The sequence below is a fragment of the Devosia sp. J20-27 genome, from assembly GCF_055808595.1.
In genome coordinates this window covers 3655267-3679080 of record NZ_CM147875.1, presented here as the reverse complement: position 1 = coordinate 3679080, position 23814 = coordinate 3655267, and the positions used below count along the sequence as shown (strand labels likewise).

Below are 23814 nucleotides of genomic sequence, written 5' to 3'. Positions count from 1 at the left end.
AGAACGGAATGATCAATCAGGTTTTCAAGTGGTTCGAGGGCCGCATTGATCCTTACCCGCAGGAAGAACCGCAGCAGCCGCCCAAGACGCTGCTGGGCTTTTGCCTGCATTACTCGTTCGGAGCCAAGCGCTGGCTGGCGGCGATGACGGTGCTCGGCGCCAGCATCGCGGTCGGCGAAGTCATGCTGTTCGGCTTCATGGGTTCGCTGGTCGACTGGCTGGGGACCGCCGACAAGGCGACGTTCCTCGCCACCGAAGGCTGGAAGCTCGGCCTGATGGCGGCTTTCCTGCTGCTCCTGCTGCCGGCGCTGCAACTGGCCGACTCCCTGATCATCCATCAGTCGCTGCTCGGCAACTTCCCGCAGCGCATTCGCTGGATGGCCCACCGCTACCTGATCCGGCAGTCGATGAGCTACTTCCAGGACGAGTTCGCCGGCCGCATCGGCGCCAAGCTGATGCAGACCTCGCTGGCGGCGCGCGAAGTGGTGATGAAACTGCTCGACGTCACCGTGTTCGTCGTCGTCTACTTCATCGGCGCTGTGGTTCTCGCCTTCATGGGCGATCCGTGGCTGGCCGTGCCCTTCCTCGTCTGGCTGGCCGCCTACACGCTGCTGCTCCGGCACTATATCCCGCGACTCGGCAAGGTGTCCGAGAAGCAGGCCGATGCCCGCTCGATGATGACCGGACGGATCGTCGACAGCTACACCAACATCGCCACGGTCAAGCTCTTTTCCTACTCCAAGCGGGAGGAGGCCTACGCCCGCGAGGCGATGGACGGCTTCATGGGCACCGTGCACACGCAGATGCGCATGGTCAGCATCCTCAACGTCACCATCACGGCGATGAACGCGACGTTGCTGGCGGCCGTGGTATCGGTCGGCATCTGGCAGTGGCTCACCGGCACGATGACGCCGGGCGCCATTGCTGTTGCGGCGGCGCTGGTGCTGCGCTTCCAGGGCATGAGCCAGTGGATCATGTGGGAAATGTCGGCGCTGTTCGAGAATATCGGCGTGGTCCGCGACGGCATCAATTCGATCTCGCTGCCGCGCATCGTCGCCGACGTGCCCGACGCCAAGCCGATCGGCACGGTGAAGGGCGATATCCGCTTCAGCGATGTCTCCTTCCACTACGGCAAGAAGGCCGGCGTCATCGATCATCTCGACCTGCATATCCGGCCGGGCGAGAAGATCGGTCTGGTCGGCCGCTCCGGCGCGGGCAAGTCGACCATCGTCAACCTGCTGCTGCGGTTCTACGACCGTGAGGGCGGTGTCATTTCCATCGATGGCCAGGACATCGCCCAGGTGACACAGGACTTGCTGCGCAGCCAGATCGGCGTGGTGACCCAGGACACCTCGCTGCTGCATCGTTCGGTGCGCGAGAACATTCTCTACGGTCGCCCCGCGGCAACGGACGAGGAAATGTACGAAGCGGCGCGGCTGGCCGAGGCCGACAAGTTCATCGACACGCTCGTCGACCCCAAGGGTAACCGTGGCTACGAGGCGCAGGTTGGGGAACGCGGCGTGAAGCTCTCGGGCGGCCAGCGACAGCGTATCGCCATTGCCCGGGTGCTGCTCAAGAACGCCCCCATCCTGGTGCTCGACGAAGCGACCTCGGCCCTCGACAGCGAAGTGGAAGCGGCCATCCAGAGCCAGTTCCAGCTGCTGATGCAGAACAAGACCGTGATCGCCATCGCCCATCGGCTCTCGACCATCGCGGCGATGGACCGGCTGGTGATCCTCGATGGCGGCAGGATCGTCGAGCAGGGCAGCCACGCCCAGTTGCTGGAACTGGGCGGCCACTACGCCAAGCTCTGGGCCCGCCAGTCGGGTGGGTTCATCGACGCAGACCATACCGAGGCTGCCGAGTAGGCAGCGTCGCAACCATCAACCATCCAAGGAGGACAGAATGGATAACAGTTCAATCATCAGCGCGGGACGTCACTTCAATGCCGGGGGCCAGGGGCCCGAGGCCGTGAGACGAAAACAACTCCACAAGAGCCAGTCCCTGACCTGAGGTCAGCGCCGGCTCTCATCCCGATGAGAGAAAAATGCTCAATCGCGTCATTTCCTGGTTCGATGCCAGGTATTCCCCCGTTGCGCTGGCCGCCGATCGCCAGCCGCCCATGGGCGTCAACAAGTTCATCCTCTACTTCGTCGGTCAGTTCCGCACCGGCTTCATCCTGCGCATGATCCTTGTGGCCATCGGCTCGGTCTCCGACTCGATGATGCCGATCTTTGTCGGCCTGGTCGTCGGCTTCCTCGCGACCACTGCACAGGGCGAGATGTTCTCCGCCCACTGGCCGGCCTTTCTCGCCATGATTGCGGTGATCGTGATTGTGCGGCCGCTGTCGTTCTTTCTCGACACGCTGGTGCGCAACCATTCCATCGTCCCCAACCTCGTCAACCTGGCGCGCTGGCAGAGCCACTGGCACGTCATCCGGCAGAGCTGGACCTTCTTCCAGAACGACTTTGCCGGGCGCGTTGCCAACAAGATCATGCAGACCGGCGAAGCCATCGAGACGGCGGTCAACCTGCTGATCGACGCGGCCTGGTATGCGCTGGTCTTTGTGATCGTGGCGGTGGTGGTGCTGGCCGGCCTCGATCCGGTACTGCTGCTGCCCATCGCAGCCTGGCTGATCTTTTATGGCGTGCTGTTCACCATCACCATGCCGTTGATCGCCAAGTACTCGGAGGATCTTTCCGAGGCCAAGTCGGTCCTGACCGGCCGGGTGGTGGACAGCTACACCAACATCCAGACCATCAAGACCTTCTCCACCGATGGTCACGAGGATCAGTACGTCGCCGACTCGGTCACCGCGCACACGGTGGAATTCCGCAAGCTGATGCGGGTCTTTACCTACATGTGGTCGACCCTGTTCCTGCTCAACGGCGGGCTGGTGGTGGCGACCACCTGGCTGGCGCTGGCCGGCTGGAATGCCGGCACGCTCTCGGCGGCTGCCGTGGCCACCGTCATCCCGTTCGTGCTGCAGATCATGAACATGTCGGGCTGGATCCTCGAGATCGGCTCCAACATCTTCCGCCAGGTCGGCACCATCCGCGATTCGATGGAAACCATCGCCCAGCCGCTCACCATGCTCGACGCTCCGGACGCGCCGCCGCTGGTGGTCAAGGCCGGTGGCATCGAGTTCGACAATGTCAGCTTCAACTACTGGCGCGGCAAGTCCGGCACGGTGATCGAGGATTTTTCGCTCACCATCAGGCCGGGCGAGAAGGTCGGCCTTGTCGGCCGGTCGGGTGCCGGCAAGTCGACGCTGGTCAACCTGGCGCTGCGGCTCTTTGACGTCGAGGCCGGCGCCATCCGCATCGACGGGCAGGATGTCAGCAAGGTGACGCAGGAGAGCCTGCGCGCCGCTATCGGCCTGGTCAGCCAGGACACCTCGCTGCTGCACCGCTCGGTGCGGGAGAACCTCAAGTTCGGCCGCCAGTCGGCGACCGACGAAGAGATGATCCGCGCGGCCGAACAGGCCAAGGTCGCCGAGGTCATCGCTGGCCTCGTCGATCCCAAGGATCGCCGGGGCTACGATGCGCATGTCGGCGAACGCGGGGTGAAACTCTCGGGCGGTCAGCGCCAGCGCGTTGCCATCGCCCGGGTGCTGCTCAAGAACGCGCCGATCCTCGTGCTCGACGAAGCCACCTCGGCGCTCGACTCCGAGGTCGAGGCGGCCATCCAGGAGCAGCTGACCAGCCTGATGCAGGGCAAGACGGTGATCGCCATTGCCCACCGGCTGTCGACCATCGCCGCGATGGACCGGCTGGTCGTGCTCGAGCAGGGCCGGATCGTCGAGGAGGGCACCCATGCCCAGCTCCTCGCCTCGGGCGGACACTATGCCAAGCTCTGGGAGCGCCAGTCCGGCGGCTTCCTCGACCTCGACGCCAAGGCGGCCGAGTAACAACCAGGCGGCAGGGCGGCATGCGCCCTGCCGTTTCGGACTTCAGGCGATAGGTCTGTCTTCGACTTCGGCAAGGATGGTCGCCACGGAGTCCTCGAAGTCCCGGTAGAGATCGCCGCCCAGCCGGAACGCCTTGATGATCTCCATGGAGACAAAGCCGTGAAGAAAGGCCGCAAGGGTCCGCGACAGCGGCAGAATGCGGCCGGCCGGCACGCCGGCTTTGGCCAGTTCCTCGAACAGCGGCTCGGCTGAAAAGCGGCAGGCGGCCTCGATCTCGGGATCGTCGAATGCCTCCCGCGAATAGATGACGCCATAGCGATGGGGCTGGCTGTTGGCGAACCGCCGATAGGCCTGCGCCATGCTGAGCAAGCGCTGACGCGCATGGGTGCCCTTGGTCCCGGCGCGGAGGCTCTGCTCGAGGTCGTGCAGGACCGATATCTCGACGGCCTTGAGGATGGCGGCGCGATCGGTGAAATGCTTGTAGAGCGAGGGTGGCTTGACCCCGGCCTGTTGCGCCACGGCGCTGACCGTAAGCGCCTCGGCACCGCCGGCATCGACCAGCGCGCGGGCGATGCCGACCAAGGCGTCGCGTGAGGTCTTAGCCGGGGTTGGCAAGCTTGGCGTCCTTCCTGGCTTGGCCCATCGGACCCAGATGGGTCGCATCGAACTTGCCGGGATATTTGAGGCCATAGCCCAGAGCACGGTCCAGAGCGATATGCGCCGCCCAGATCAATGCATAGGGGACCACGGGCATCGCGCCCGCCAGCCAGGCGAGGCCGCCGAAGGCGATCGGCAGCGCGTAGGTGTGGGCAAGATTGTAGATGCGGGTACCCGTTGTCTTCCCGGCCAGCATTGCCAGCATCGACAGGTCGGGCGCCAGGATCAGCAGCGCAAACAGCCACCAGTTGCCGCCAAGCATCTGGTAGGCGGCGATCGTCGCGATCAGCGCGACAACGCCTTCGAGTCGGAGCAGGAGCGACACCTCCCGCGGTGGAAAGCCAGTCATGGCAAGCACCTTATAGCTAAGTACAGTAGCGATGATAGATAATGAAGTTAGCTATCACTGTCAACTGTCCTGCGTATGGTCGTGGCAGTGTCGGCACCTGGCTTGGCAGCCCTCATCGGCCTGTCTATGACTGCCGCACCATTCCGCACGCTGATCGAGGTAGAGATCCATGGCGAAAGCCGCTGCAATGCCGAAGTCGACCGATTACGCCGAGCTCAACCTGGCCGGCGACTTTGCGCTGTCGTCGCCCGGCCACAAGACCAGGGCCAGGATCAGCCTGCCGGGCGACGTGCACACCGCCTTGCTGGAAGCGGGTGAAATCCCCGATCCCTATTTCGGCCTCAACGAGCAGGACGTGATGTGGGTCAATCACACCGCCTGGACCGTGGAGCGCACCTTCAAAGCGACGGCGGATGATGTCGACGGGTTCCTGACGCTGACGCTCGACAATGTCGACTGCATCGCCACCGTGCTGCTCAACGGCGAGGTCGTCGCGCGGACGCAGAACCAGTTCATCCGCTACGACATCGACGTCACCGGCAAGGTCAGAACCGGCGACAACACGCTGCGCATCGAGTTCGACGTCACCCGCGAGGTGGCCAAGGCGCGCGCCGAGGCACATCCGTTCCCGATCCCCTTCACCTATAACTACCTGACCAACGGCCTCGAAGGCGTGCACATGAACTTCGTGCGCAAGGCCGCCTGCCACGCTGGCTGGGACTGGGGCATCTGCCTGATGCCGACCGGCGTCTACGGCAGGATGGCGATCCGCCGCAGCAGGCTGGCCCGCCAGGAGAGTGTGCAGGTCGACCAGAAGCACTCGAAGTCGGGCGTCGAACTGACCGTAAAGACTCGGCTTTTCGCCTTCGCTGCAGGAGAGGTTGAACTCGGCCACGTCTTCGACGGCAAGGCCATCGGCGGCAAGGTGAAGGTGGGCCAGGGCGAAAACGTCTTCATCCACAAGATCAAGGTCACGGAGCCGAACCTCTGGTGGCCGAACGGGCAGGGCGAGCAGCCGCTCTATACCCTTGAGACGACCCTCGATGGCGAGCTGACGACGCGCCGGATCGGGCTGCGCAAGCTCGAGTGGATCGTCGAGAAGGACAAGATCGACCACAGCTTCAAGTGCCGGATCAATGGCCGCGACATCACCATGATGGGCGCCAACTGGATTCCGGCCGACGCCATTCCGTCGCGCCAGACCCCGGCCGCCATCCGTGACCTGCTCGAGAGCGCCAAAGCGGTCAACATGAACATGATCCGCGTCTGGGGTGGCGGCCAGTACGAGCCCGACGTCTTCTACGAGATCTGCGACGAACTCGGACTGCTGATCTGGCACGATTTCATGTTCTCGTGCATGAGCTACCCGTCCAACCGCGAGTTCCTCGATGACGTGCGGGTCGAGATCACCCAGCAGATCCGGCGTCTCAGCCACCACGCCTGCATTGCCCTGTGGTGCGGCGACAACGAGGTGATCGGTTCCCTCAGCTGGTACCCCGAGACCAAGGCCAATCCCGAGCGCTACGTCGCCAATTACGACCGGCTCAACTCCATGCTCGGCTATCTGGTCGAGGACGAGGATCCGGCGCGCCGTTTCTGGCCGTCATCGCCCTCGCTGGGCTACATGGACTTTTCCGACGGCTGGCACTCCGACACCCGCGGCGACCTGCATTTCTGGGACGTCTGGCACTCGGCCAAGGACTTTTCCGCCTATCGCAACGTCAATCCGCGCTTTGCCTCCGAGTTCGGCTTCCAGTCCTTCACCTCGATGAACGTCATCGAGAGTTTTTCCAATCCCGAGGACCGCAACCCGTCATCCGCGGTGATGGAAGGCCATCAGCGCAATACTGGTGGCAATGCCCGCATCCTCGAAACCATGACGCGCTACTTCCGCTTCCCGCGCGATTTCGACCAGATGGTGTTCCTCAGCCAGATCCAGCAGGGCCTCGCCATCAAGACGGCCATCGAATACTGGCGCTCGACCAAGCCGCGCTGCATGGGCACGCTGTTCTGGCAGATCAACGACACCTATCCGGTCGCCAGCTGGGCCAGCCTCGACTATGGCGGGCAGTGGAAGATCCTGCAGTACATGGCCAAGCGCTTCTTCCTGCCGGTCAATGTGGTGGCCTATCCGGAAGGCGACACCATCCTCTTCAAGGCCATCAACGACACCGGCGCCAGGACCGAGATCAGCCTCGAAATCCGTGCCGTCGACGTCGACGGCGGCGATCGCGTCATCCATTCGGGCAAGACTGCGGTGTCTCCCGATGCGTCCGGCCTTGCCTTCAGGCTGCCTGCCGAAAAGCTCGGGGCAGGGGAGTTCCTGTTTTTCTCCTGGCGCGACGCGGCCGGTACCCTGCTCGGCGAGAACGACTACTTCCCCAAACCCTACAAGGCCTACGACCCCGCCATGGCCAAGGTCACGGCGACTTGGTCGGGGGATGATGCGTCGCCCGTGCTGACGCTGAGCGCCGACAAGCCGGCGCTGTTCGTCACCGCGACCGTGGACGTGCCGGGGTATTTCTCCGACAACGCCGTCACCCTGCTACCGGGCCGCGAGACCAGGCTGTCCTTCACGCCGCGGCTTGGCGCCAAGGTGACGCAGAAGGCGCTGGCAAGGAGCCTCAAGGTCCGGCATCTGCGCGAGACCTACTGAGCGCTTGACCTCGGTCAAGGGGGAGCGTGGGCTTCGGGACTAGAAGGTGCAGACCCTGGTCCCGGAGTCTTCAACTTGCTTGAGCATCGTATCCGCCGCCCCGAATTGCTGTCCCGCATCGTGACGCCGGACGAGGCCGCCGCCCATATCGGCGACGGCATGACCGTCGGCATGAGCGGCTTCACCCGGGCCGGCGATGCCAAGGCCGTGCCACTGGCCATGGTGCGGCGCGCCGAGGCGGAGCCGTTCAAGATCACGCTGCTCACCGGGGCCTCGCTCGGCCACGACATCGATGGCCTGCTCAACCGCGCGCATATCCTGGCGCGGCGCCTGCCGTTTCAGACCGACCCGAACCTGCGTGCCGCGATCAATCGCGGCGAGGTGATGTTCGTGGACCAGCATCTGTCCGAGATGGTCGAGCATCTGCGCGCCCGGGAGATGGGGGCCCTCGACGTCGCGGTGATCGAAGCCACGGCCATCACCGAGGAGGGGCACATCGTTCCCACCACCTCGGTTGGCAATACGGCGAGTTTTGGCCGGCTGGCCCAGAAGATCATCGTCGAGATCAACCTCAACCAGCCGCTCGAACTCGAGGGCCTGCACGATATCTATATCCCCGGCAAACGCCCGACGCGCACGCCCATTCCCATTGTTGCCTGCGACAGCCGCATTGGCAGCACGGCCATCCCCGTCGATCCGGACCGTATCGTCGCCATTGTCATGACCGGCGAGGCCGACAGCTTCTCCACCATTGAACCCGGCGACGCGGTGACCGAAGCCATTGCGGCCCACCTTGTCGATTTCCTGGCGGCCGAGGTCGCCGCGGGGCGGCTCGACATGACGCTCAATCCACTGCAGGCCGGCATCGGCACGATCGCCAACTCGGTGCTCGGCGCCTTCGCCGAGGGGCCGTTCCACGATCTGCGCATGTATAGCGAGGTGCTGCAGGATTCGACCTTCGCCCTGTTCGATGCGGGCAAGCTGAACTTTGCCTCTGGCTCGGCAATTACCCTGTCGTCGGACTATTCCAGCCGGGTCTTCGGCAATCTGGCGGCCTACCGCGACAGGGTGGTTCTGCGCCCGCAGGAAATCTCCAATCATCCCGAAGTGATCCGCCGCCTCGGCATCATCGGCATCAACACGGCGCTGGAGTTCGACATCTACGGCAATGTCAATTCCACCCATGTCAACGGCACCATGATGATGAATGGCATCGGCGGCTCCGGCGACTTTGCCCGCAATGCCTATCTGTCGATCTTCGTCGCCCGCTCGACCGCCAAGGCCGGCGCCATCTCCTCGGTGGTGCCAATGGTGACCCATGTCGATCACTGCGAGCATGACGTGGATATCCTCGTCACCGAGCATGGCCTGGCCGACCTGCGCGGCCTCGCGCCGCGCGAGCGCGCGGCCGAGGTGATCGCCAATTGCGTTGATCCAGCCTATCGCGACGCCCTGGCCGATTATTTCCGGCGCGCCACTGCCCGCGGCGGACATACCCCGCATCTGCTGGAGGAGGCGTTCGCCTGGCACACGCGACGCATGGCGACCGGAACCATGCTGGCCTGACACCGGGCGTTGCCGATGCCCCCAATTGTGGACATGACGTTCGTCCCGGCGCGCGCTAGGAAAGAGGTACTGTTCCAGGCCGGTCGGCCTTGAAATGTTCCGGAGGACCTCGTGACCCAACCATCCATCAAGCGCAGCCGCGTCAACCAGATCATGCGCGAAAGTGACGAGTTCATCCGCTCGTTTGGCTATATCCTGCCGCCCTTCGCCTACTGGAGCCCGGCCGAGTTCAAGCAGAACAAGCCGATTGCCCAGGCCATCATCAATTCCAATCTTGGCTGGGATATTTCCGACTACGGTCTCGGCGATTTCGACAAGACCGGGCTGTTCCTGTTCACGGTCCGGAATGGCAACAGCGCCGATCTGGCGAAGGGCCGCGGCATGCTCTACGCAGAAAAGGCGATGATTTCGCGCCAGGATCAGTATTCCCCCATGCATCGGCACAACCTGAAGGCCGAGGACATCATCAACCGCGGCGGCGGCACGCTGGTGATTGAGCTGTTCGGCGATACCAATGGCGAGTGCGACCGTGAAAAGGGCACCGTTGTCTTCACCGATGGCATCCGCCACGAGTTCGCGCCCGGCCACAAGCTGCGGCTCAAGCCGGGCGAGAGTGTCACCCTGATGCCCAACGAGCACTGGCACGCCTTCTGGGGCGAGGGCGGCGACGTCTTCATCGGCGAGGTGTCGACCGTCAACGACGACAACACTGACAACGTCTTCGAGGATCCCAGGATCGCCCGCTTCGGCGGCATCGAGGAGGATGAGGAACCCTGGCACCTGCTGGTGTCTGATTACGCCAAGTGGCTCGCCTGAGCGCATTTGCCAGCTGACACGATGACGATGGGCCGGCCCGCGCCGGCCCATCGTCTTTTCGTCTGATGCGTACCGAACTGACGGCCGCTGCGATTGACAGGCGGGCCATCCGCCGGTCTGTTTGCTGCAGCATCGCAGGTCCCCCTCCCGGCCTGGATTTGCCCAAGCGGACTGCCCGCCGGATAAGCCATGACCACGACAATAGCGCAGATCGAGGATCGCCGAGGCCTCGGCATCGGCATTCTGATGGTCGCGCAGCTGTTCTTTGCGACGCTGGACACCTCGGCCAAATTCCTCGCTGTCGCCGGGCTGCCCACCACCGAGATCATCTTCGTGCGCTACGGCGTGCACGTGCTGCTGACGCTGGCGCTGTTTCTCCCCGTCAGCGGCTGGCAGCTCTTTCGCAGCCAGAACTGGAAGCTCGAGCTGGCCCGTGGCCTCAGCCTGCTCGGCGTCACCTTCGGCAATTTTCTGGCCATGCGCTTCCTGCCGCTGCCGGTGACCGGCGCGCTGATGTTCACCATGCCACTGATGGTCACCGTTCTGTCGGTCTTCATGCTGGGCGAGACTGTCGGGCTGCGGCGCTGGATCGCGGTGCTGATCGGCTTTGTCGGCGTCCTGATCATCGTCCGCCCGGGCACCGATGCTTTTCATCCGGCGGCCCTGATCGCGCTGGCCGGTGCCGTCTCCGCCGCGCTCTACACCATCTTCACCCGTAAACTGGCCGGCGTGGACGCCCCGGCGACCCAGCAGGTCTATTCCGGTATCATTGCGCTGTGCTGCGTCACGCCCTTTGCCTTCGAGGGCTGGGTCTGGCCCAGCGACGGGCCGACTTGGTTCGCCTTCTGCGCGGCCGGGGTTGCCGGCATGATCGCGCACCAGCTCAATACCATCGCGCTGCGCTACGCGCCGCCCTCGCTGCTGGCGCCCTTCAGCTATACCGAGCTGCTTCTCCTCGCCTTTGCCAGCTGGCTGATTTTCAAGGAACCACCCGACATCTGGTTCTATATCGGAGCACCCATCATCATTTCCTCGGGCCTCTATATCTGGCTGCGTGAGCGCATGCTGCGCCGCGCCATCATGCTCAAGACGGTGCAGGACTGATGGCCGGCGCTACCATCCATCCGATGGAAGACCGCCGCCTGCTCGGCATCGGCCTCGTGCTCCTCGGCTACTTCTGCTTTTCGATCATCGACAGCTGCGCCAAGTGGCTGATGCTGCACGGGCTGCCGCCGATGGAAGTGGTTTTTGTCCGCTATCTCGGGCAGTTCGTCCTGGTGCTGGCATTGTTCATGCCGCGGCAGGGTGTGGTTGCCGTGGTGAAGACGAACCGGCCGCTGCTCGAGCTGCTGAGGGCACTCTGCCTGCTCGGCTCGACCATCTGCAACTTCGTTGCCATCGTCTATATTCCACTCACGGTGACCGCCTCCATCGGCTTCACCATGCCCTTCGTGCTCTGTGCCCTGTCGATCCCGCTGCTCGGTGAAAAGGTCGGCTGGCGCCGCTGGATGGCGATCCTCGTCGGCTTCGCCGGTGTGCTCGTCATCGTCCGGCCGGGCACCGATGCCTTTCACCCGGCCATGCTGCTGTCGCTGCTGGGCGTGGTGTTCACCGCCTTCTACTTCCTGCTGACCCGCAAGCTGGCCGGCATCGACGCCACCACCACCCAGCAGTTCTATGCCGCCGGTATCTCGACACTGTGCCTGGTCCCGTTCGCCCTCGGCGGCTGGCAGTGGCCGGACGGTCCGGAAACCTGGATTCCGTTCATCCTGATCGGCGCCGCCGCACTGACCGGGCATCAGGCGATCACCGTCGCCCACCGCTTCGCCGAGGCCTCGGTTCTGGCGCCGTTCAACTACTCGCTGATCGTCTACCTGACGGCGTCGAGCTGGCTGGTATTCAACCAGCCGCCCGACATCTGGATCTTTATTGGCGCGCCCATCGTGATTGGCTCGGGTCTCTATATCTGGGTGCGCGAGCGTCAGCTCGCCAAACCGGTGGTCACGGAACTGGCGTCGCGGGACTAGGTCTTGGACTCATAACTTCTGGTCCAGAGTGGGATTGAGGCGAGCAGAACGCTGGCGAGGAAGTTGCGGGCGAGCTTGTCGAATTGTGTGGCGACGCGACGGAAGTGTTTGAGTTTGCAGAAGAAGCGCTCGACCAGATTGCGTTCGCGATAGAGGCCCCGGTCAATGCTGCGCTGGACCCTGCGGTCTTTCTGTGTGGGGATGTGGGCACGGGCTCCCCGTGCCGCAGCCAGGTCGATGAGGACGCGAGCGTCATAGCCGCGGTCGGCAACAAGGTCGCGGGTGCGTGTAAGGCTCTCGATGAGGACGGCGGCGGCCTGCTTGTCGGAGGCTTGGCCGGGAGTGAGCATGATGCGGATCGGCAGGCCGGTCCCATCGACCACGGCATTGATTTTGGTGCTCAGTCCTCCACGAGACCGACCGATGGCGTGATCCGGGCCCCCTTTTTTCCGCCCGCGGCGTGCTGGTGTGCCCGGATGATCGAACTGTCGATCAGCGCCATCGACTGCGGCGAGCGCTCGGCGAGGGCTTCGAATATCCCGAGCCACACCCCGGCCTTGGCCCACCGGTTGTACCGGTTATAGGCGGTCGTATAGGGGCCGTAGCGCTCCGGCAGGTCGCGCCAGGGCGAGCCGGTGCGCAGCACATAGAAGATGGCGTTGATCACCCGTCGGTCATCGGTGCGCGGCACTCCGCGCGGCTTGTTGGGCAGGAGGGGCAGAATGATCCGCCACTCCGCATCGCTGAGATCAAATCGAGCCATCGCCACCTCCATTCAGGAGGTTGAATCAGCCTTCGTACTCAAAGGGAATCCCCTTTATGGGTACAGAACCTAGCACCCTGAACCGGTCGCGTCCGCGCCGATTTCGCGGAACAGCGCTCCGACATCGACGTTTTGCCACCTCAACAACATGAGGAGGCGGACATGCCCCGTGGTGACAAGTCGAAATATACCGACAAGCAGGAACGCAAGGCCGAGCACATCGAGGAAAGCTACGAAGCGCGCGGTGTTTCCGAAAAGGAGGCCGAGCGCCGTGCCTGGGCAACGGTCAACAAGGATGATGGTGGTGGCAAGAAGCCGGGCGGCTCAGGCCGCGGCAAGGACACCGGCCATCCAGCCGCCAAGAAGGGTGGTAAGAAGGGCGGCGAGGCGTCCGCCAGCCGCAGCGCTGCGGAGCGTTCGGCCTCAGCCAGGAAGGCCGCGGCGACACGCAAGCGCAACGCCGAGCACCACGCCGGCCACTGAGTCAGTTTCTGGTGGCGCGGCGTTCGGTTGCCGCGCCATCCGGCTTCAGCGCGGCACTTCCGGTGCTGCGGGCTGTTCCTGTGGCGCTCGCCGGCGCAGCAACCCGCCGCGCGGCGCAAAGAGCAGGGCGGCGAGAAACAGCATTGTCTGGATCAGGACGATACTGGGGCCGGTCGAGGAATTGATCTGGAAGCTCACCAGCGTGCCCAGAATGCTCGACGAGATCGATACGGCGAGGGCCACCAGCAGCATCCTGTCGAACCTGCGGGTGAGCAGGAAGCCGGTTGCGCCCGGCGCAATCAGCATGGCCACCACAAGGATGATGCCGACCGCCTTGAGCGAGGCAACGATGGTCAGCGACAGCATGGCCAGCAGGCCGTAATGCAGCAGCCCGACGGGCAGACCGATGGCCCGGGCGTGCTGCGGGTCGAAGGCATGCAGCAGGAAGTCCCGGCGCTTGGCGAGGATGACCAGCAGCGTCCCGCCGGCGATCACCGCCGTTTCGATCAGATCGCTCCAGCCCACCCCCAGCATGTCACCGAAGAGGATATGGTTGAGATGCTGGTCGGTCTCGATGCGCGAGAACAGCACCAGCCCGAACCCGAACATGCCGGTGAAGACAATGCCCATGGCAGTATCTTCCTTGATCCGGCTGTTGTCCTTGAGATAGCCGGTGGCGATCGCCGAGAACAGGCCGGCCACAAAGGCGCCGACAGCCAGCGGCAGGCCGACCACATAGGCCAGCACCACGCCGGGCAACACGGCGTGCGAGATCGCATCGCCCATCAGCGACCAGCCCTTGAGCACCAGAAAGCACGACAGCACCGCCGAGACCGAGCCGACGAGGATGGCAACCATCAGCGCCCGCTGCATGAAGTCGTAAGCCAGAGGGTCGACGAAGAAGCCGATGACTGCGTCCATCACTGCACGTCCCCCGAAGCCAGAGCCCGGCGTCGCGCGGCGAGCCGCCCGTGTTTGGGCGCGAAGAAGAATGCCAGCAGGAAGATGACGGTCTGCAGCGTGACGATGACGCCGCCGGTGGCGCCGTCGACGAAATAGCTGACATAGGCGCCCAGCGCCGAGGTCGCCGATCCCAGCACCACGGCGAGGATCAGCAGCACCTTGAAGCGGTCCGTCAGCAGGTAGGCCGTCGCGCCCGGCGTCACCACCATCGCGATGACGAGGATGGCGCCAACGGTCTGCAAGGCAGCCACGGTGCAGGCCGCCAGCAAGGCAAAGAACAGCACCTGCAGGGCACGGGCATTGATCCCGACGGTGCGCGCATAACTCTCGTCGAAGAACACCAGCATCAGGTCCTTCCACTTGGCGATCAGGATCACCAGTGACACCACCGAGATCAGGGCGACCTGGATCACGTCGCCGTCCGAGATGCCGAGGATATTGCCCATGACGATGGCCTGCACGTCGACCGCCGTCGGATTGAGCGACACCATCAGCAACCCGAGTGCGAAAAAGGAGGTGAAGACAATGCCGATCACCGCGTCCTCCCGCAGCCGCGTCCGCTGCCGCACCAGCACCATGGCAGCGGCGGCGAGGCCGCCGGCAAAGAAGGCGCCGAGCGAATAGGGCAGGCCGAGCATGTAGGCTCCGGCGACGCCCGGCACCACGGCGTGACCCAGCGCATCGCCGATCAGCGACCAGCCCTTGAGCATCAGGTAGGCAGACAGGAAGGCGCAGACCGCCCCCACCAGGGCGGAGACCCAGATCGCCTTGAGCATGTAGTCGTAGCCGAACGGCACCAGCAATTCTTCCACCGGTCAGTCTCCGCTGCCGCTGGAACTTGTCGGGCTTTGCGACCTGGGCTGGCCATAAAACACCACGGGACGCTCGTCGTCGGTGAGCACTGTCACCTGCCTGGTGTCGCTGTCGTCGTGCAGGTCTGCACCGCCCAGATGGAAATGCCGCAGCACGCCGCCAAACGCCCGCTCGAGATTTTCCTGGGTGAACACTTCGGCCGTAGGGCCAGCCGCCAGCACCGTCCGGTTGACCAGCACGACCTGGTCGCAGAAGTCGGGCACGCTGCCCAGATTATGCGTGGAGACGAGGATCAGGTGACCGCTGCCCCGCAGGTCCTGCAGCAGCTCGACAATGGCCGTCTCGGTCTTGACGTCGACGCCGGTGAAGGGTTCATCCAGCAGGATCACCTTGCCCTCCTGCGCCAGTGCCCGGGCGAGGAAGACGCGCTTTTTCTGGCCGCCCGAGAGTTCGCCGATCTGACGCTTGCGGAAATCCGTCATGCCGACGCGCTCGAGGGCCTGCGCCACGAGCTGCTTGTCATGGGCCGACGGAATGCGGAAGAAGCCCATATGGCCCTGCCGGCCCATCATCACCACGTCCTCGACCAGCACCGGAAAGTTCCAGTCGACCTCCTCGGCCTGCGGCACGTAGGCGACCATGCTCTTGCGGAGCGCCTCAACGGCCGGCATGCCGGCGATCTCGACCGAACCTGCTACGGGACGCACGAATCCCATGATGGCCTTGAAGAGCGTCGACTTGCCACTGCCGTTGACGCCCACGAGCCCGGCAATGGTGCCGGCGCTCAGCTCGAAGCTGGCGTCCCGCAATGCGACATTGCCGTTCGGATAAGCCACGGTCACGCCGCTGACGCTGAGCGAGGCGAGGGGAGTCGTGGTGCCAGCCATTGGCGAAGCCTTGCCGGCCTGATTCACTTGCCGAACCCCTTGGCGATCGTATCCACAGTCACCTCCAGCAGCTTGAGATAGGTCGGCACCGGCCCGTCCGCCTCGCTCAGCGAGTCCACATAGAGCACGCCACCATAGGCAGCGCCCGTTTCCTTGCTGACTTGCAGCGCCGGCTTGTCGGACACCGTGCTCTCCGAGAATACCACCGGGATGTTGTTGGCCCGCACCGCGTCGATCACCTTGCGCACCTGCTGCGGGGTACTCTGCTGGTCGGCATTGATCGGCCAGAGATAGAGCTCTTTCATGTCGTAGTCGCGCGCCAGGTAGCTGAAGGCACCCTCGCTGGTGACCAGCCAGCGCTGCCCCTCCGGGATCTGCGCCAGCCGCTCGCGCAGCGGTGCATCCAGCGCTTCGATCCGGGCCGAGTAGGCGGCCGCGTTGGCATTGTAGGTTTCGGCATTGGCCGGGTCGTGTTCGACCAGTGCCTTGCGGATGTTCTCGACGTAGATGATGGCACTTGTCGGCGACATCCAGGCATGCGGATTCGGATTGCCGGTATAGGGCCCCTCGGCGATCCCCATGGGCTCCACGCCATCGCTGAGCACGGCCTGCGGCACGTCGCGGACATTCTCGAAGAACTTCTCGAACCATTTTTCGAGGTTCATGCCGTTCCACAGCACGAGGTCGGCGTTCTGCGCCTTGACGATATCGCGCGGTCCCGGCTGGAAGCCGTGGATCTCGGCGCCGGGGCGGGTGATCGACTCGACGGTCGCCGCGTCACCGGCCACGTTGGCTGCGATGTCGGCAATGATGGTGAAGGTGGTGATGACCTTGAACTTGTCCTGCGCCGATGCCGGCAGGGCGGCAAGACCGAGGGCGCCTGCCAGCAGCGCGGAGACGAGAAGACGAAACATCAATGGGCTCGTTAGTTGCAAATGGTTCCTAATAGCAGCTGATCTTGACGGACTTGTCAATGCCCGCGATTGCAAAGCCGCGTCGATTGCCGCACCATCAATCCCCGATCCCTGTAGTTGTTGCGTGTTGCCCATGACCAAAGTCCGACTGATCCAGGCCAGGTTGCCGGATTTCGGTGTGCCCACGGACCGTCCGGAGCTCTCACGCGACGTCTATGCCGAGCGGCTTGCCGCCCTTGGCAAGGCGCGACGACAGGCCAGTCTCGATGCGCTGCTGATCTACGCCGACCGCGAGCATTGCGCCAATCTCGCCTGGCTCACCGGCTTTGATCCGCGCTTCGAGGAGGCGCTGCTGATCCTCGCGCCGGGGTGCACGCCCACCCTGCTGGCCGGACCCGAGAACCTGGGGCGCGCGCAGGCCTCGGCAATCGAAGTCGAGGCGCGCCTCTATCCGCCCTTCGGGCTGCTGGGGCAGGACCGCTCCAGCACCCCGGCGCTGCATGAAGTGCTGGCCCATGCCGGCCTTCAGTCCGGACAGCGCATCGGCATCCTGGGATGGAAATACTTCGGTTCCGACGAGGCGGCGCGCCCCGAATCGTGGTTCGAGACGCCATCCTATATCGTTGACACGCTGCGCCGTATTGCCGGCGAGGCCGGCCGCGTGGTGAACGCCAATGGCCTGCTGATGCAGTCCTCTACCGGGTTGCGCGCGATCAACGAAGTCGAGCAGATCGCCCAGTTCGAGTTCGGAGCGGTCGCCTGCTCCGAGGCACTCAAGGCACTGATCGCCGGCATCCGACCGGGTATGACCGAAATGCAGGCCGCCCAGCTCATGGGTCTGGGTGTGCTGCCGCACTCCTGCCATACCATGCTGTCCTCCGGCGAGAACCTTGTCGGGCTCAACAGCCCGTCAAGCCGGCGACTGCAGGCAGGCGATCCGGTGACCAGCGCCGTGGGCTATGTCGGTGGCCTCTCGAGCCGTGTCGGCTGGCTCTGCGAGGATGAGTCCGGGCTGCCGGCGGAGGCAGCGGACTATGTCGAGCGCCTCGCCGCGCCGTACTTTGCCTGCGTCGCCGAGTGGTACGAAACGGTCGGCATCGGTGTGACCGGGGGCGAACTCGACGCGCTGGTGCGCCGGCACCTGGGCGGCCCATTCTTCAATCTCGTGCTCAATCCCGGCCACCTCATCCATATCGACGAGTGGATGAACACCCCGGTCTATCCCGGCTCCACCGAGACGCTGCGCTCCGGGCAGGCGATCCAGTGCGACATCATTCCGGCCGTGGGCGCGCCTTACCACTCGGCCAATATCGAGGACGGCATCGCCCTGCTGGACGAGCGCGGGCGCGCCGAGATGGCGGAAAAGTTCCCAGCCCTGTGGCAGCGGGTCGAGGCGCGGCGGACCTTCATGGCCGACGTCCTGGGGATCCGGCTCAAGCCGGAGGTGTTGCCATTGTCCAACCTTGCTTCAGCCATGCCGCCCTACTGGCTGGCCCCGGACCGGTTACTGTCCAGAGCATAGCGATCACTCCAAGCTCCGGGTTGCATTTGGATTGGTCTGCAAGTATCTCTAGTGTATCGACATTTGGCTGACATTCGGCCGGGTGCCACCATAACTGGCCAGGCGCACGTTCAGAGACTTCCAAACATCGACTGGCCGGGACGAGGTGACGTGTGTCGCTACAATCCCAAAACGTAAGCTGACACAAGGACTTCACCGATGGAAAACGGTACCGTCAAATTCTACAACGACCAGAAGGGCTATGGCTTCATCCAGCCCGACAACGGCGGCAAGGACGTCTTCGTCCACGCCACCGCTCTTGAGCGCGCTGGTCTGCGCGGCCTCACGGAAGGTCAGAAGGTCTCCTTCGATACCGCCGAAGACCGTCGCACCGGCAAGATGGCCGTCAACAACATCTCGGCTGAGTAAGCCGCACAATCGCCACCGTGATGAACGGTGTCTGAACGTGGAAACGGGGTGCCTCTGGCGCCCCGTTTTTCGTTTCAGTGTTTTTTGCCCGCTTCGCCCCAGGTGATCAGCCGGGCACTGCGATGGCCGCTCAGATAGATCCACAGCCAGCTCATTGCCACCGAGATGCGGTTCTTGAGGCCGATGAGGAAATAGATGTGGGCGAGCCCCCAGGCCCACCAGCCGACCCAGCCCGTCAGCTGGATCCAGCCGAAGTCGATGACTGCCGCGCTGCGCCCGATGGTGGCGATGTCGCCGGCGTGGCTGTAGCGGAACACCGGCGGTGTCTCGCCCTTGAGCCGCGCCCGGATGACCCTGGCTGCATGCCGCCCGCCTTGCTTGGCGGCATCGCCGACACCGGGCACCGGCTTGCCGTTCGGGCCGATCACCGTCACCGTGTCGCCGACGGCAAAGATCTCCGGGCTGCCCGGCACGCTCAGGTCTGGCGCCACGATGATCCGGCCGGCGCGATCGGCCTCGACGCCGAGCCACTTGGCGGCGGGTGAGGCCTGCACGCCGGCCGTCCAGACGATGGTCTCGGCCTTTACCGTCGAGTCGCCGTAAGTGACGATCCCGTCGGCGACCGAGGTGACGGCCTGTCCCAGCGAGACTTCGACGCCCAGCCGGTTCAGCGCCTTGAGCGCATAGGCCGAGAGGCTCTCGCGGAAATTGCCGAGCACCCGCGGACCCGCCTCGTTCAGCAGCACGCGCGCCTCCTCGGGGTGGATGGTGCGGAAATCCTCGCGCAGCGAGATGCGCGCCAGTTCGACGATGGCGCCGGCCAGTTCGACGCCGGTGGCGCCGCCGCCGATCAGGACGAAGGTCAGCAAGGCCTTGCGGCGCGCCGGATCGGTCTCGCGCTCCGCCTTTTCAAACGCCATCAGCAATTGCCGGCGGATCGCCGTGGCGTCCTCCAGCGACTTCAGGCCGGGCGCATGCGGCTCCCAGTCGTCGTGGCCGAAATAGGCGTGACGCGCGCCGGTGGCGATGACCAAGCTGTCATAGGGCAGGGTGCTGCCGTCCTCGAGCAGGACCTGCCGTGCTGCCTTGTCGATGCCGGTGACATTGCCCAGCAGGGTCGTGACCTCCGGCCGGTGGCGCAGCAGTTGCCGGATCGGCCAGGCGATCTCGGACGGCGACAGCGCGGTGGTCGCGACCTGATAGAGCAGGGGCTGAAAGAGATGGTGATTGCGCCGGTCGACGAGAGTGATCTCGACATCGGCGCCCTTGAGTTCCTGTGCGGCGCTCAGCCCGCCAAAGCCGCCACCGATGATGACGACGCGATGCTTGCCTGTGCTGGTCATTTTCTGCCTGCCTGTGCCGGGCCCCCGGCCATTCAGAGATAAGCGTCCCGGGCGGCGGGCTCAAGCCATGCCGGCATCTGCCGGCGCATGGTTGGCATGCACCGCGAGGCTAGCGCGCGCCGATACGGAAGCTGGCGGCAACCACCAGCGCACCCGCCGCGAGCAGGGCAAACGCTGTCGGGAGCGAGGTCGCGTGCGCGACGAACCCGATCAGCGCCGGACCGGCCAGCAGGCCGAGATAGCCCAGCGTGGAGACGGCAGTGACGGCGAGGCCGGATGGCATGTCCTTGCTGCGCCCGGCAGCCGAGAACAGCACCGGCACGATATTGGCGGCTCCCGCCCCGACAAGGAAGTAGCCGACGAGGCCGGCCGCGAACGACGGCACGCCGAGCACCATGACAAAGCCGGCGGCGGCGATCAGCGCGCCGACGAGCAGCACGCGCGGATCGCCGAGCGCGCTGCGAATGCGGTCGCCGGTCAGCCGGACGATGGTCATGGCGACGGCAAAGGACGTGTAGCCCAGTCCCGCCTCCGCGATGCCGGCGCCGCGTTCGCTGCTGAGGAACACGGCACTCCAGTCGAGCACCGAGCCTTCGGCGAGGAAGGTGACGAAGCACAGCAAGCCAATGAACAGCACGCCACCGCGCGGCAAGACGAAGGGTGATGCGTTGCCGGCACTGCGGTCTCCATAGGGTAGCAGCCCGGGCACGATGAGCAGCAGGGCGGCGATCGACAGCGCACTCACGATCAGCGCCGCGACCAGCGGCTGAAGTCCCAGCAGCAGCATGGCGCTCATGCCGCCGGCACCGGCCATGCCACCGACACTGAAGAGGCCATGGAAGCCCGACATCATGGCCCGGCTGGCGTCACGCTCCACCAGCACTGCCTGGATGTTCATGGTCACATCCACTGTGCCGAGTGCCGCGCCATAGAGAATGATCACGAGGGCGAGCAGCAGCCAGCTGTCGAGGATCGCCAGCAGCGGGAACATCAGCGCCATCAGCACGGTGCCGGCAACGATCACCGGCCGGCAGCCGATGCGGCTGCTGATGGCGCCGGTGAACGGCATGGCGGCGATCGACCCCAGCCCGATGCAGAGCAGCAACAGCCCGAGCGAGCCCTCGTCGGCGTCGAGACGCAGCTTGATCAGCGGCACCAGCGGCGCAAAGGCTGCCATGACAAAGCCGAGAACGAGAAAGATCACCCGCGTCGCCACCTGCTCGCGACGGGCGGCGGGCGGGAACAGAGTCTCTGCGGCGTCAATGGTCACGGTGTGTCTCCCAATCGGCAAGGTGGATGGTGGTTCGGGTCAGGCCGCCGAGAAGACGCGGATCGACGTCCGGCTCGACCACCAGATGCGTCAACTGCTCCGGCGGCACGACGCGGAAGGGGGCTGCGGTGCCGAGCTTGTCGGAGGTCGCCGCGACCACGATGGACCCGCTGCGGGCCGCCATGGCGCGCTTGATCTCGGCCTCCTCGTCGTCCAGCGCGGAGACGCCGAAGCCGGCCTCGACGGCGCAGCCGCCCAGCACGAAGAGATCGGCCTGCACGTTGTCGATCTCGCGCAGCACTTTCGGGCCGCCGGTGCTGCCGAGCCGGCCATTGTAGCGCCCGCCCAGCAGCATGATCGAAATGCCGGCATGCGCCGCCAGCGCTTCGGCAATCCCCGGAGCATTGGTGACCACGGTGAGGCTGATGTCTGCCGGCAGGGCCCGCGCGATGGCGAGGTTGGTACTACCGGCATCGATGAACAGCGTCTGCCCCGACGTCACCAGTCCTGCGGCCTTGGCCGCCAGCCGGGCCTTGCCGGCGACGTTGACCTTCCGCCGTTCGGCGATGCTGCCCGCCGCCGGGGCAGGGGGCAGGGCTCCGCCATGGACGCGCCGGCAGTCACCCGCCCTGGCGAGCTCGCGCAGATCGCGCCGGGCCGTGTCCTCCGACACCCCGAACCGCTGCGCCAGCTCCTGCGCCAGCACCCTCCCGTCGGTCGCCAGCAGATGGCGGATGATGTCGTGTCGTTCGTCGGTGAGCATAGTGTTCGTGCCGGTTCATGCGTGAAATTGCACGAAACTGCACGTTTGGCAAGCGGTGTCGTTGGGACAGTGCTGCGGCTGCCTCGGCACACGAGACAGGGCTTGGCGAACCCGCTCTGCAAATGAAACGGCGCCGGGGGAGGTCGCTCCCGGCGCCGCTGCTTACTCCGCCACAGCGTGGGCGGGGTCGGGTTTGGCGGCCGCCTTGGGCCGCCGCAACAGCAGGATGATGGGCACGGACGCCAGCGTGATCCACATCATCAGCTTGAAGTCATCGAGGAAGGCCAGCATTGCCGCCTGCTGGGTGATCAGCCCGTTGAGCGTGCCGATGACGTTCTGGAAGCCGCCGGCCGCGGCCGTGAAGTCGCGAACAGGACCGGAATCGAGCGTGATGCGCTCGGCCAGTTCGGCGTGGTTGATCACCTGCATATTGGCCAGCACCGCCGTCACGATCGAGATGCCGACGCCCGAACCGACATTGCGGATGAGGCTGAACATCGCCGTCGCGTCGACGCGGTACTTGGCGTTGATGGTGGCAAAGGCCAGCGTGTTGAGCGGAATGAACACAAAGCCCATGCCGACGCCCTGCAGCAGCCCCGAGAGCATGATCGGTCCGGTGCCCATGACGATGTCGAATTCGGTCATCATGTAGAGCGAATAGGCCATCAGCAGCGTCCCGCCGAACACCAGGATACGGGCATCGTAACGCGCCACCAGCCGGCCCACCAGGATCATCGACACCATCGTGCCGATGCCGCGCGGCCCCATGACCAGACCGGTCTCGATGACCGGCAGGCCCATCAGGCTCTGCAGCATGGGCGGCAACAGCGCCAGCCCCGCGAACAGCGAGATGCCGATGACAAAGATCATCACCAGACCGGTGGCAAAATTCCGGTCCTTGAACATCTTGAGGTCGACGAACGGATTGCCCGAGGTGGCGCAGTGGAAGATGAACACCCAGGCGCCGGAAATGGCGAGGATCAGGTAGAGCCAGATTTCGGGCGAGTTGAACCAGCCCACGCCCTGGCCGCGGTCCAGCAGCAACTGGGCCGAGGCCACAGCGAGCGCCAGCATGCCGAAGCCGAAGAAGTCGAACTTGCGGATCTTGATCTCGCTCTTGGGCATCAGGGCGAACAGCATGAAGAATGCCAGAATGCCGATCGGCAGGTTGACGAGGAACACGGCACGCCAGTTGAACGACTCGGTGAGCCAGCCGCCCAGCGTCGGTCCGATGATCGGCCCGATCATGATGCCGGCGCCGAAGATCGCCATTGCCTGGCCGAGCTTTTCGCGCGGGTTGACATCCATCATGGTGGCCTGTGCCAGCGGCACCAGCATGGCACCGCAAATGCCCTGCAGCACCCGGAACAGCACCATCTGCTCAAGGTTGGTGGCAATGCCGCAGAGCAGCGACGCGGCGGTGAAACCGAACACGGCACCCACCATCAGCTCCTTGCGACCGAAGCGGTCGGCAAACCAGCCGGTCAGTGGCGTCGCAATCGCCGAGGCGACGATATAGCTCGTCAGCACCCAGTTGATCTCGTCCTGGCTGGCCCCCAGGCTCGAGCGCATGTGCGGCAGGGCGACATTGGCGATGGTGGTGTCCAGCACCTGCATGATGACGGCCGCCATGATGCCGAACGTCAGCAGTCCCTTGTTCGGGACGACGACCGTCGGGACCGAGTCGGCAACAGCGGCGGCCAT

Annotated in this window: 21 protein-coding genes; 10 read left to right on the top strand and 11 right to left on the bottom strand. The window is 64.7% G+C overall.

Annotation, left to right across the window (positions count from 1 at the left end):
• Positions 1-8: 8 nt before the first annotated feature.
• Together AC0L4C_RS18225 and AC0L4C_RS18220 are read left to right on the top strand one after the other, a co-directional pair.
• Positions 9-1868, top strand: coding sequence for an ABC transporter ATP-binding protein (locus AC0L4C_RS18225; RefSeq protein WP_473401145.1), 1860 nt, complete (start codon positions 9-11; stop codon positions 1866-1868).
• A gap of 179 nt (positions 1869-2047) precedes the next feature.
• A complete protein-coding gene (locus AC0L4C_RS18220; protein WP_473401144.1) occupies positions 2048-3910 on the top strand; it encodes an ABC transporter ATP-binding protein in 1863 nt (620 codons plus the stop codon).
• A gap of 42 nt (positions 3911-3952) precedes the next feature.
• Here AC0L4C_RS18220 and AC0L4C_RS18215 read toward each other — a convergent pair whose 3' ends face one another.
• Together AC0L4C_RS18215 and AC0L4C_RS18210 are read right to left on the bottom strand one after the other, a co-directional pair.
• Positions 3953-4525: a TetR/AcrR family transcriptional regulator gene (locus AC0L4C_RS18215; protein WP_473401143.1), complete on the bottom strand. Its 573-nt coding sequence runs from the start codon at positions 4523-4525 to the stop codon at positions 3953-3955.
• A complete protein-coding gene (locus AC0L4C_RS18210) occupies positions 4509-4916 on the bottom strand; it encodes a DUF4260 domain-containing protein (protein ID WP_473401142.1) in 408 nt (135 codons plus the stop codon). Before AC0L4C_RS18210 ends, AC0L4C_RS18215 begins: the two co-directional genes overlap by 17 nt.
• Before the next feature lie 169 nt (positions 4917-5085).
• Between AC0L4C_RS18210 and AC0L4C_RS18205 the strand changes: the two genes are divergently transcribed.
• The 5 genes from AC0L4C_RS18205 (at position 5086) to AC0L4C_RS18185 (ending at position 11981) form a co-directional block, all read left to right on the top strand.
• On the top strand, positions 5086-7572 hold the full coding sequence (locus AC0L4C_RS18205; RefSeq protein WP_473401141.1) for a beta-mannosidase: 2487 nt from the start codon (positions 5086-5088) through the stop codon (positions 7570-7572).
• A 75-nt stretch (positions 7573-7647) separates the two neighbouring features.
• Positions 7648-9138 (top strand): acetyl-CoA hydrolase/transferase family protein, encoded by a 1491-nt coding sequence (locus AC0L4C_RS18200; protein WP_473401140.1) that lies wholly within the window; start codon positions 7648-7650, stop codon positions 9136-9138.
• 126 nt (positions 9139-9264) lie between these two features.
• Entirely contained in the window at positions 9265-9954 is a 690-nt protein-coding gene (locus AC0L4C_RS18195) for a D-lyxose/D-mannose family sugar isomerase (RefSeq protein WP_473403554.1), read from the top strand.
• Between the two features lie 189 nt (positions 9955-10143).
• Positions 10144-11058 (top strand): DMT family transporter, encoded by a 915-nt coding sequence (locus AC0L4C_RS18190; RefSeq protein ID WP_473401139.1) that lies wholly within the window; start codon positions 10144-10146, stop codon positions 11056-11058.
• Entirely contained in the window at positions 11058-11981 is a 924-nt protein-coding gene (locus AC0L4C_RS18185) for a DMT family transporter (RefSeq protein WP_473401138.1), read from the top strand. Before AC0L4C_RS18190 ends, AC0L4C_RS18185 begins: the two co-directional genes overlap by 1 nt.
• Here AC0L4C_RS18185 and AC0L4C_RS18180 read toward each other — a convergent pair.
• Positions 11978-12744, bottom strand: a protein-coding gene (locus AC0L4C_RS18180; RefSeq protein ID WP_473401137.1) for an IS5 family transposase whose coding sequence is annotated in 2 segments (ribosomal slippage) — positions 11978-12435 and positions 12435-12744 — 768 coding nt in all. Because the reading frame shifts where the segments join, the coding sequence is not laid out codon by codon here. The two genes, AC0L4C_RS18185 and AC0L4C_RS18180, sit on opposite strands and share 4 nt — an antisense overlap.
• Positions 12745-12906: 162 nt before the next feature.
• Here AC0L4C_RS18180 and AC0L4C_RS18175 point away from each other — a divergent pair.
• Positions 12907-13227, top strand: a complete 321-nt coding sequence (locus AC0L4C_RS18175; RefSeq protein WP_473401136.1) for a plasmid stabilization protein — start codon at positions 12907-12909, stop codon at positions 13225-13227.
• A 45-nt stretch (positions 13228-13272) separates the two neighbouring features.
• Here AC0L4C_RS18175 and AC0L4C_RS18170 read toward each other — a convergent pair whose 3' ends face one another.
• Genes AC0L4C_RS18170 through AC0L4C_RS18155 form a run of 4 tightly spaced genes read right to left on the bottom strand, consistent with a single transcriptional unit; the run spans position 13273 to position 16804 of the window.
• Entirely contained in the window at positions 13273-14148 is an 876-nt protein-coding gene (locus AC0L4C_RS18170; protein ID WP_473401135.1) for a metal ABC transporter permease, read from the bottom strand.
• On the bottom strand, positions 14148-14966 hold the full coding sequence (locus tag AC0L4C_RS18165; RefSeq protein ID WP_473403553.1) for a metal ABC transporter permease: 819 nt from the start codon (positions 14964-14966) through the stop codon (positions 14148-14150). The genes AC0L4C_RS18170 and AC0L4C_RS18165 overlap by 1 nt, the downstream gene beginning before the upstream one ends.
• Positions 14967-15005: 39 nt before the next feature.
• Positions 15006-15890 carry a manganese/iron ABC transporter ATP-binding protein gene (locus tag AC0L4C_RS18160; RefSeq protein ID WP_473401134.1) on the bottom strand — a complete coding sequence of 295 codons (885 nt, stop codon included), beginning with the start codon at positions 15888-15890 and terminating at the stop codon, positions 15006-15008.
• Between the two features lie 23 nt (positions 15891-15913).
• Entirely contained in the window at positions 15914-16804 is an 891-nt protein-coding gene (locus AC0L4C_RS18155) for a metal ABC transporter substrate-binding protein (RefSeq protein WP_473401132.1), read from the bottom strand.
• 133 nt (positions 16805-16937) lie between these two features.
• On the opposite strand from AC0L4C_RS18155, the gene AC0L4C_RS18150 reads away from it, so the two are divergent.
• Together AC0L4C_RS18150 and AC0L4C_RS18145 are read left to right on the top strand one after the other, a co-directional pair.
• Positions 16938-18326 carry a M24 family metallopeptidase gene (locus AC0L4C_RS18150; protein ID WP_473401131.1) on the top strand — a complete coding sequence of 463 codons (1389 nt, stop codon included), beginning with the start codon at positions 16938-16940 and terminating at the stop codon, positions 18324-18326.
• Positions 18327-18524: 198 nt separating this feature from the next.
• Complete coding sequence (locus AC0L4C_RS18145) at positions 18525-18734, top strand: cold-shock protein (protein WP_473401130.1); 210 nt, start codon at positions 18525-18527, stop codon at positions 18732-18734.
• 74 nt (positions 18735-18808) lie between these two features.
• Here the strand turns inward: AC0L4C_RS18145 and AC0L4C_RS18140 are convergent, their stop codons facing one another.
• The 4 genes from AC0L4C_RS18140 to AC0L4C_RS18125 all read right to left on the bottom strand — a co-directional run bounded on the left by AC0L4C_RS18140 (position 18809) and on the right by AC0L4C_RS18125 (position 23814).
• Positions 18809-20077 carry an NAD(P)/FAD-dependent oxidoreductase gene (locus tag AC0L4C_RS18140; RefSeq protein ID WP_473401129.1) on the bottom strand — a complete coding sequence of 423 codons (1269 nt, stop codon included), beginning with the start codon at positions 20075-20077 and terminating at the stop codon, positions 18809-18811.
• 109 nt (positions 20078-20186) lie between these two features.
• Positions 20187-21347: an MFS transporter gene (locus AC0L4C_RS18135; RefSeq protein WP_473401128.1), complete on the bottom strand. Its 1161-nt coding sequence runs from the start codon at positions 21345-21347 to the stop codon at positions 20187-20189.
• Positions 21337-22110 carry a DeoR/GlpR family DNA-binding transcription regulator gene (locus tag AC0L4C_RS18130; RefSeq protein WP_473401127.1) on the bottom strand — a complete coding sequence of 258 codons (774 nt, stop codon included), beginning with the start codon at positions 22108-22110 and terminating at the stop codon, positions 21337-21339. The genes AC0L4C_RS18135 and AC0L4C_RS18130 overlap by 11 nt, the downstream gene beginning before the upstream one ends.
• A 162-nt stretch (positions 22111-22272) precedes the next feature.
• Positions 22273-23814, bottom strand: coding sequence for a DHA2 family efflux MFS transporter permease subunit (locus AC0L4C_RS18125; protein ID WP_473401126.1), 1542 nt, complete (start codon positions 23812-23814; stop codon positions 22273-22275).

Bases quoted from the DNA above. Each gene is read 5' to 3' on its own strand.
- AC0L4C_RS18165 (WP_473403553.1), bottom strand. From the start codon at position 14,966: ATGCTCAAGGCGATCTGGGTCTCCGCCCTGGTGGGGGCGGTCTGCGCC.
- AC0L4C_RS18210 (WP_473401142.1), bottom strand. From the start codon at position 4,916: ATGACTGGCTTTCCACCGCGGGAGGTGTCGCTCCTGCTCCGACTCGAA.
- AC0L4C_RS18145 (WP_473401130.1), top strand. From the start codon at position 18,525: ATGGAAAACGGTACCGTCAAATTCTACAACGACCAGAAGGGCTATGGC.
- AC0L4C_RS18185 (WP_473401138.1), top strand. From the start codon at position 11,058: ATGGCCGGCGCTACCATCCATCCGATGGAAGACCGCCGCCTGCTCGGC.
- AC0L4C_RS18140 (WP_473401129.1), bottom strand. From the start codon at position 20,077: ATGACCAGCACAGGCAAGCATCGCGTCGTCATCATCGGTGGCGGCTTT.
- AC0L4C_RS18190 (WP_473401139.1), top strand. From the start codon at position 10,144: ATGACCACGACAATAGCGCAGATCGAGGATCGCCGAGGCCTCGGCATC.
- AC0L4C_RS18160 (WP_473401134.1), bottom strand. From the start codon at position 15,890: ATGGCTGGCACCACGACTCCCCTCGCCTCGCTCAGCGTCAGCGGCGTG.
- AC0L4C_RS18175 (WP_473401136.1), top strand. From the start codon at position 12,907: ATGCCCCGTGGTGACAAGTCGAAATATACCGACAAGCAGGAACGCAAG.
- AC0L4C_RS18150 (WP_473401131.1), top strand. From the start codon at position 16,938: ATGACCAAAGTCCGACTGATCCAGGCCAGGTTGCCGGATTTCGGTGTG.
- AC0L4C_RS18220 (WP_473401144.1), top strand. From the start codon at position 2,048: ATGCTCAATCGCGTCATTTCCTGGTTCGATGCCAGGTATTCCCCCGTT.
- AC0L4C_RS18130 (WP_473401127.1), bottom strand. From the start codon at position 22,110: ATGCTCACCGACGAACGACACGACATCATCCGCCATCTGCTGGCGACC.
- AC0L4C_RS18225 (WP_473401145.1), top strand. From the start codon at position 9: ATGATCAATCAGGTTTTCAAGTGGTTCGAGGGCCGCATTGATCCTTAC.
- AC0L4C_RS18125 (WP_473401126.1), bottom strand. From the start codon at position 23,814: ATGGCCGCCGCTGTTGCCGACTCGGTCCCGACGGTCGTCGTCCCGAAC.
- AC0L4C_RS18155 (WP_473401132.1), bottom strand. From the start codon at position 16,804: ATGTTTCGTCTTCTCGTCTCCGCGCTGCTGGCAGGCGCCCTCGGTCTT.
- AC0L4C_RS18205 (WP_473401141.1), top strand. From the start codon at position 5,086: ATGGCGAAAGCCGCTGCAATGCCGAAGTCGACCGATTACGCCGAGCTC.
- AC0L4C_RS18170 (WP_473401135.1), bottom strand. From the start codon at position 14,148: ATGGACGCAGTCATCGGCTTCTTCGTCGACCCTCTGGCTTACGACTTC.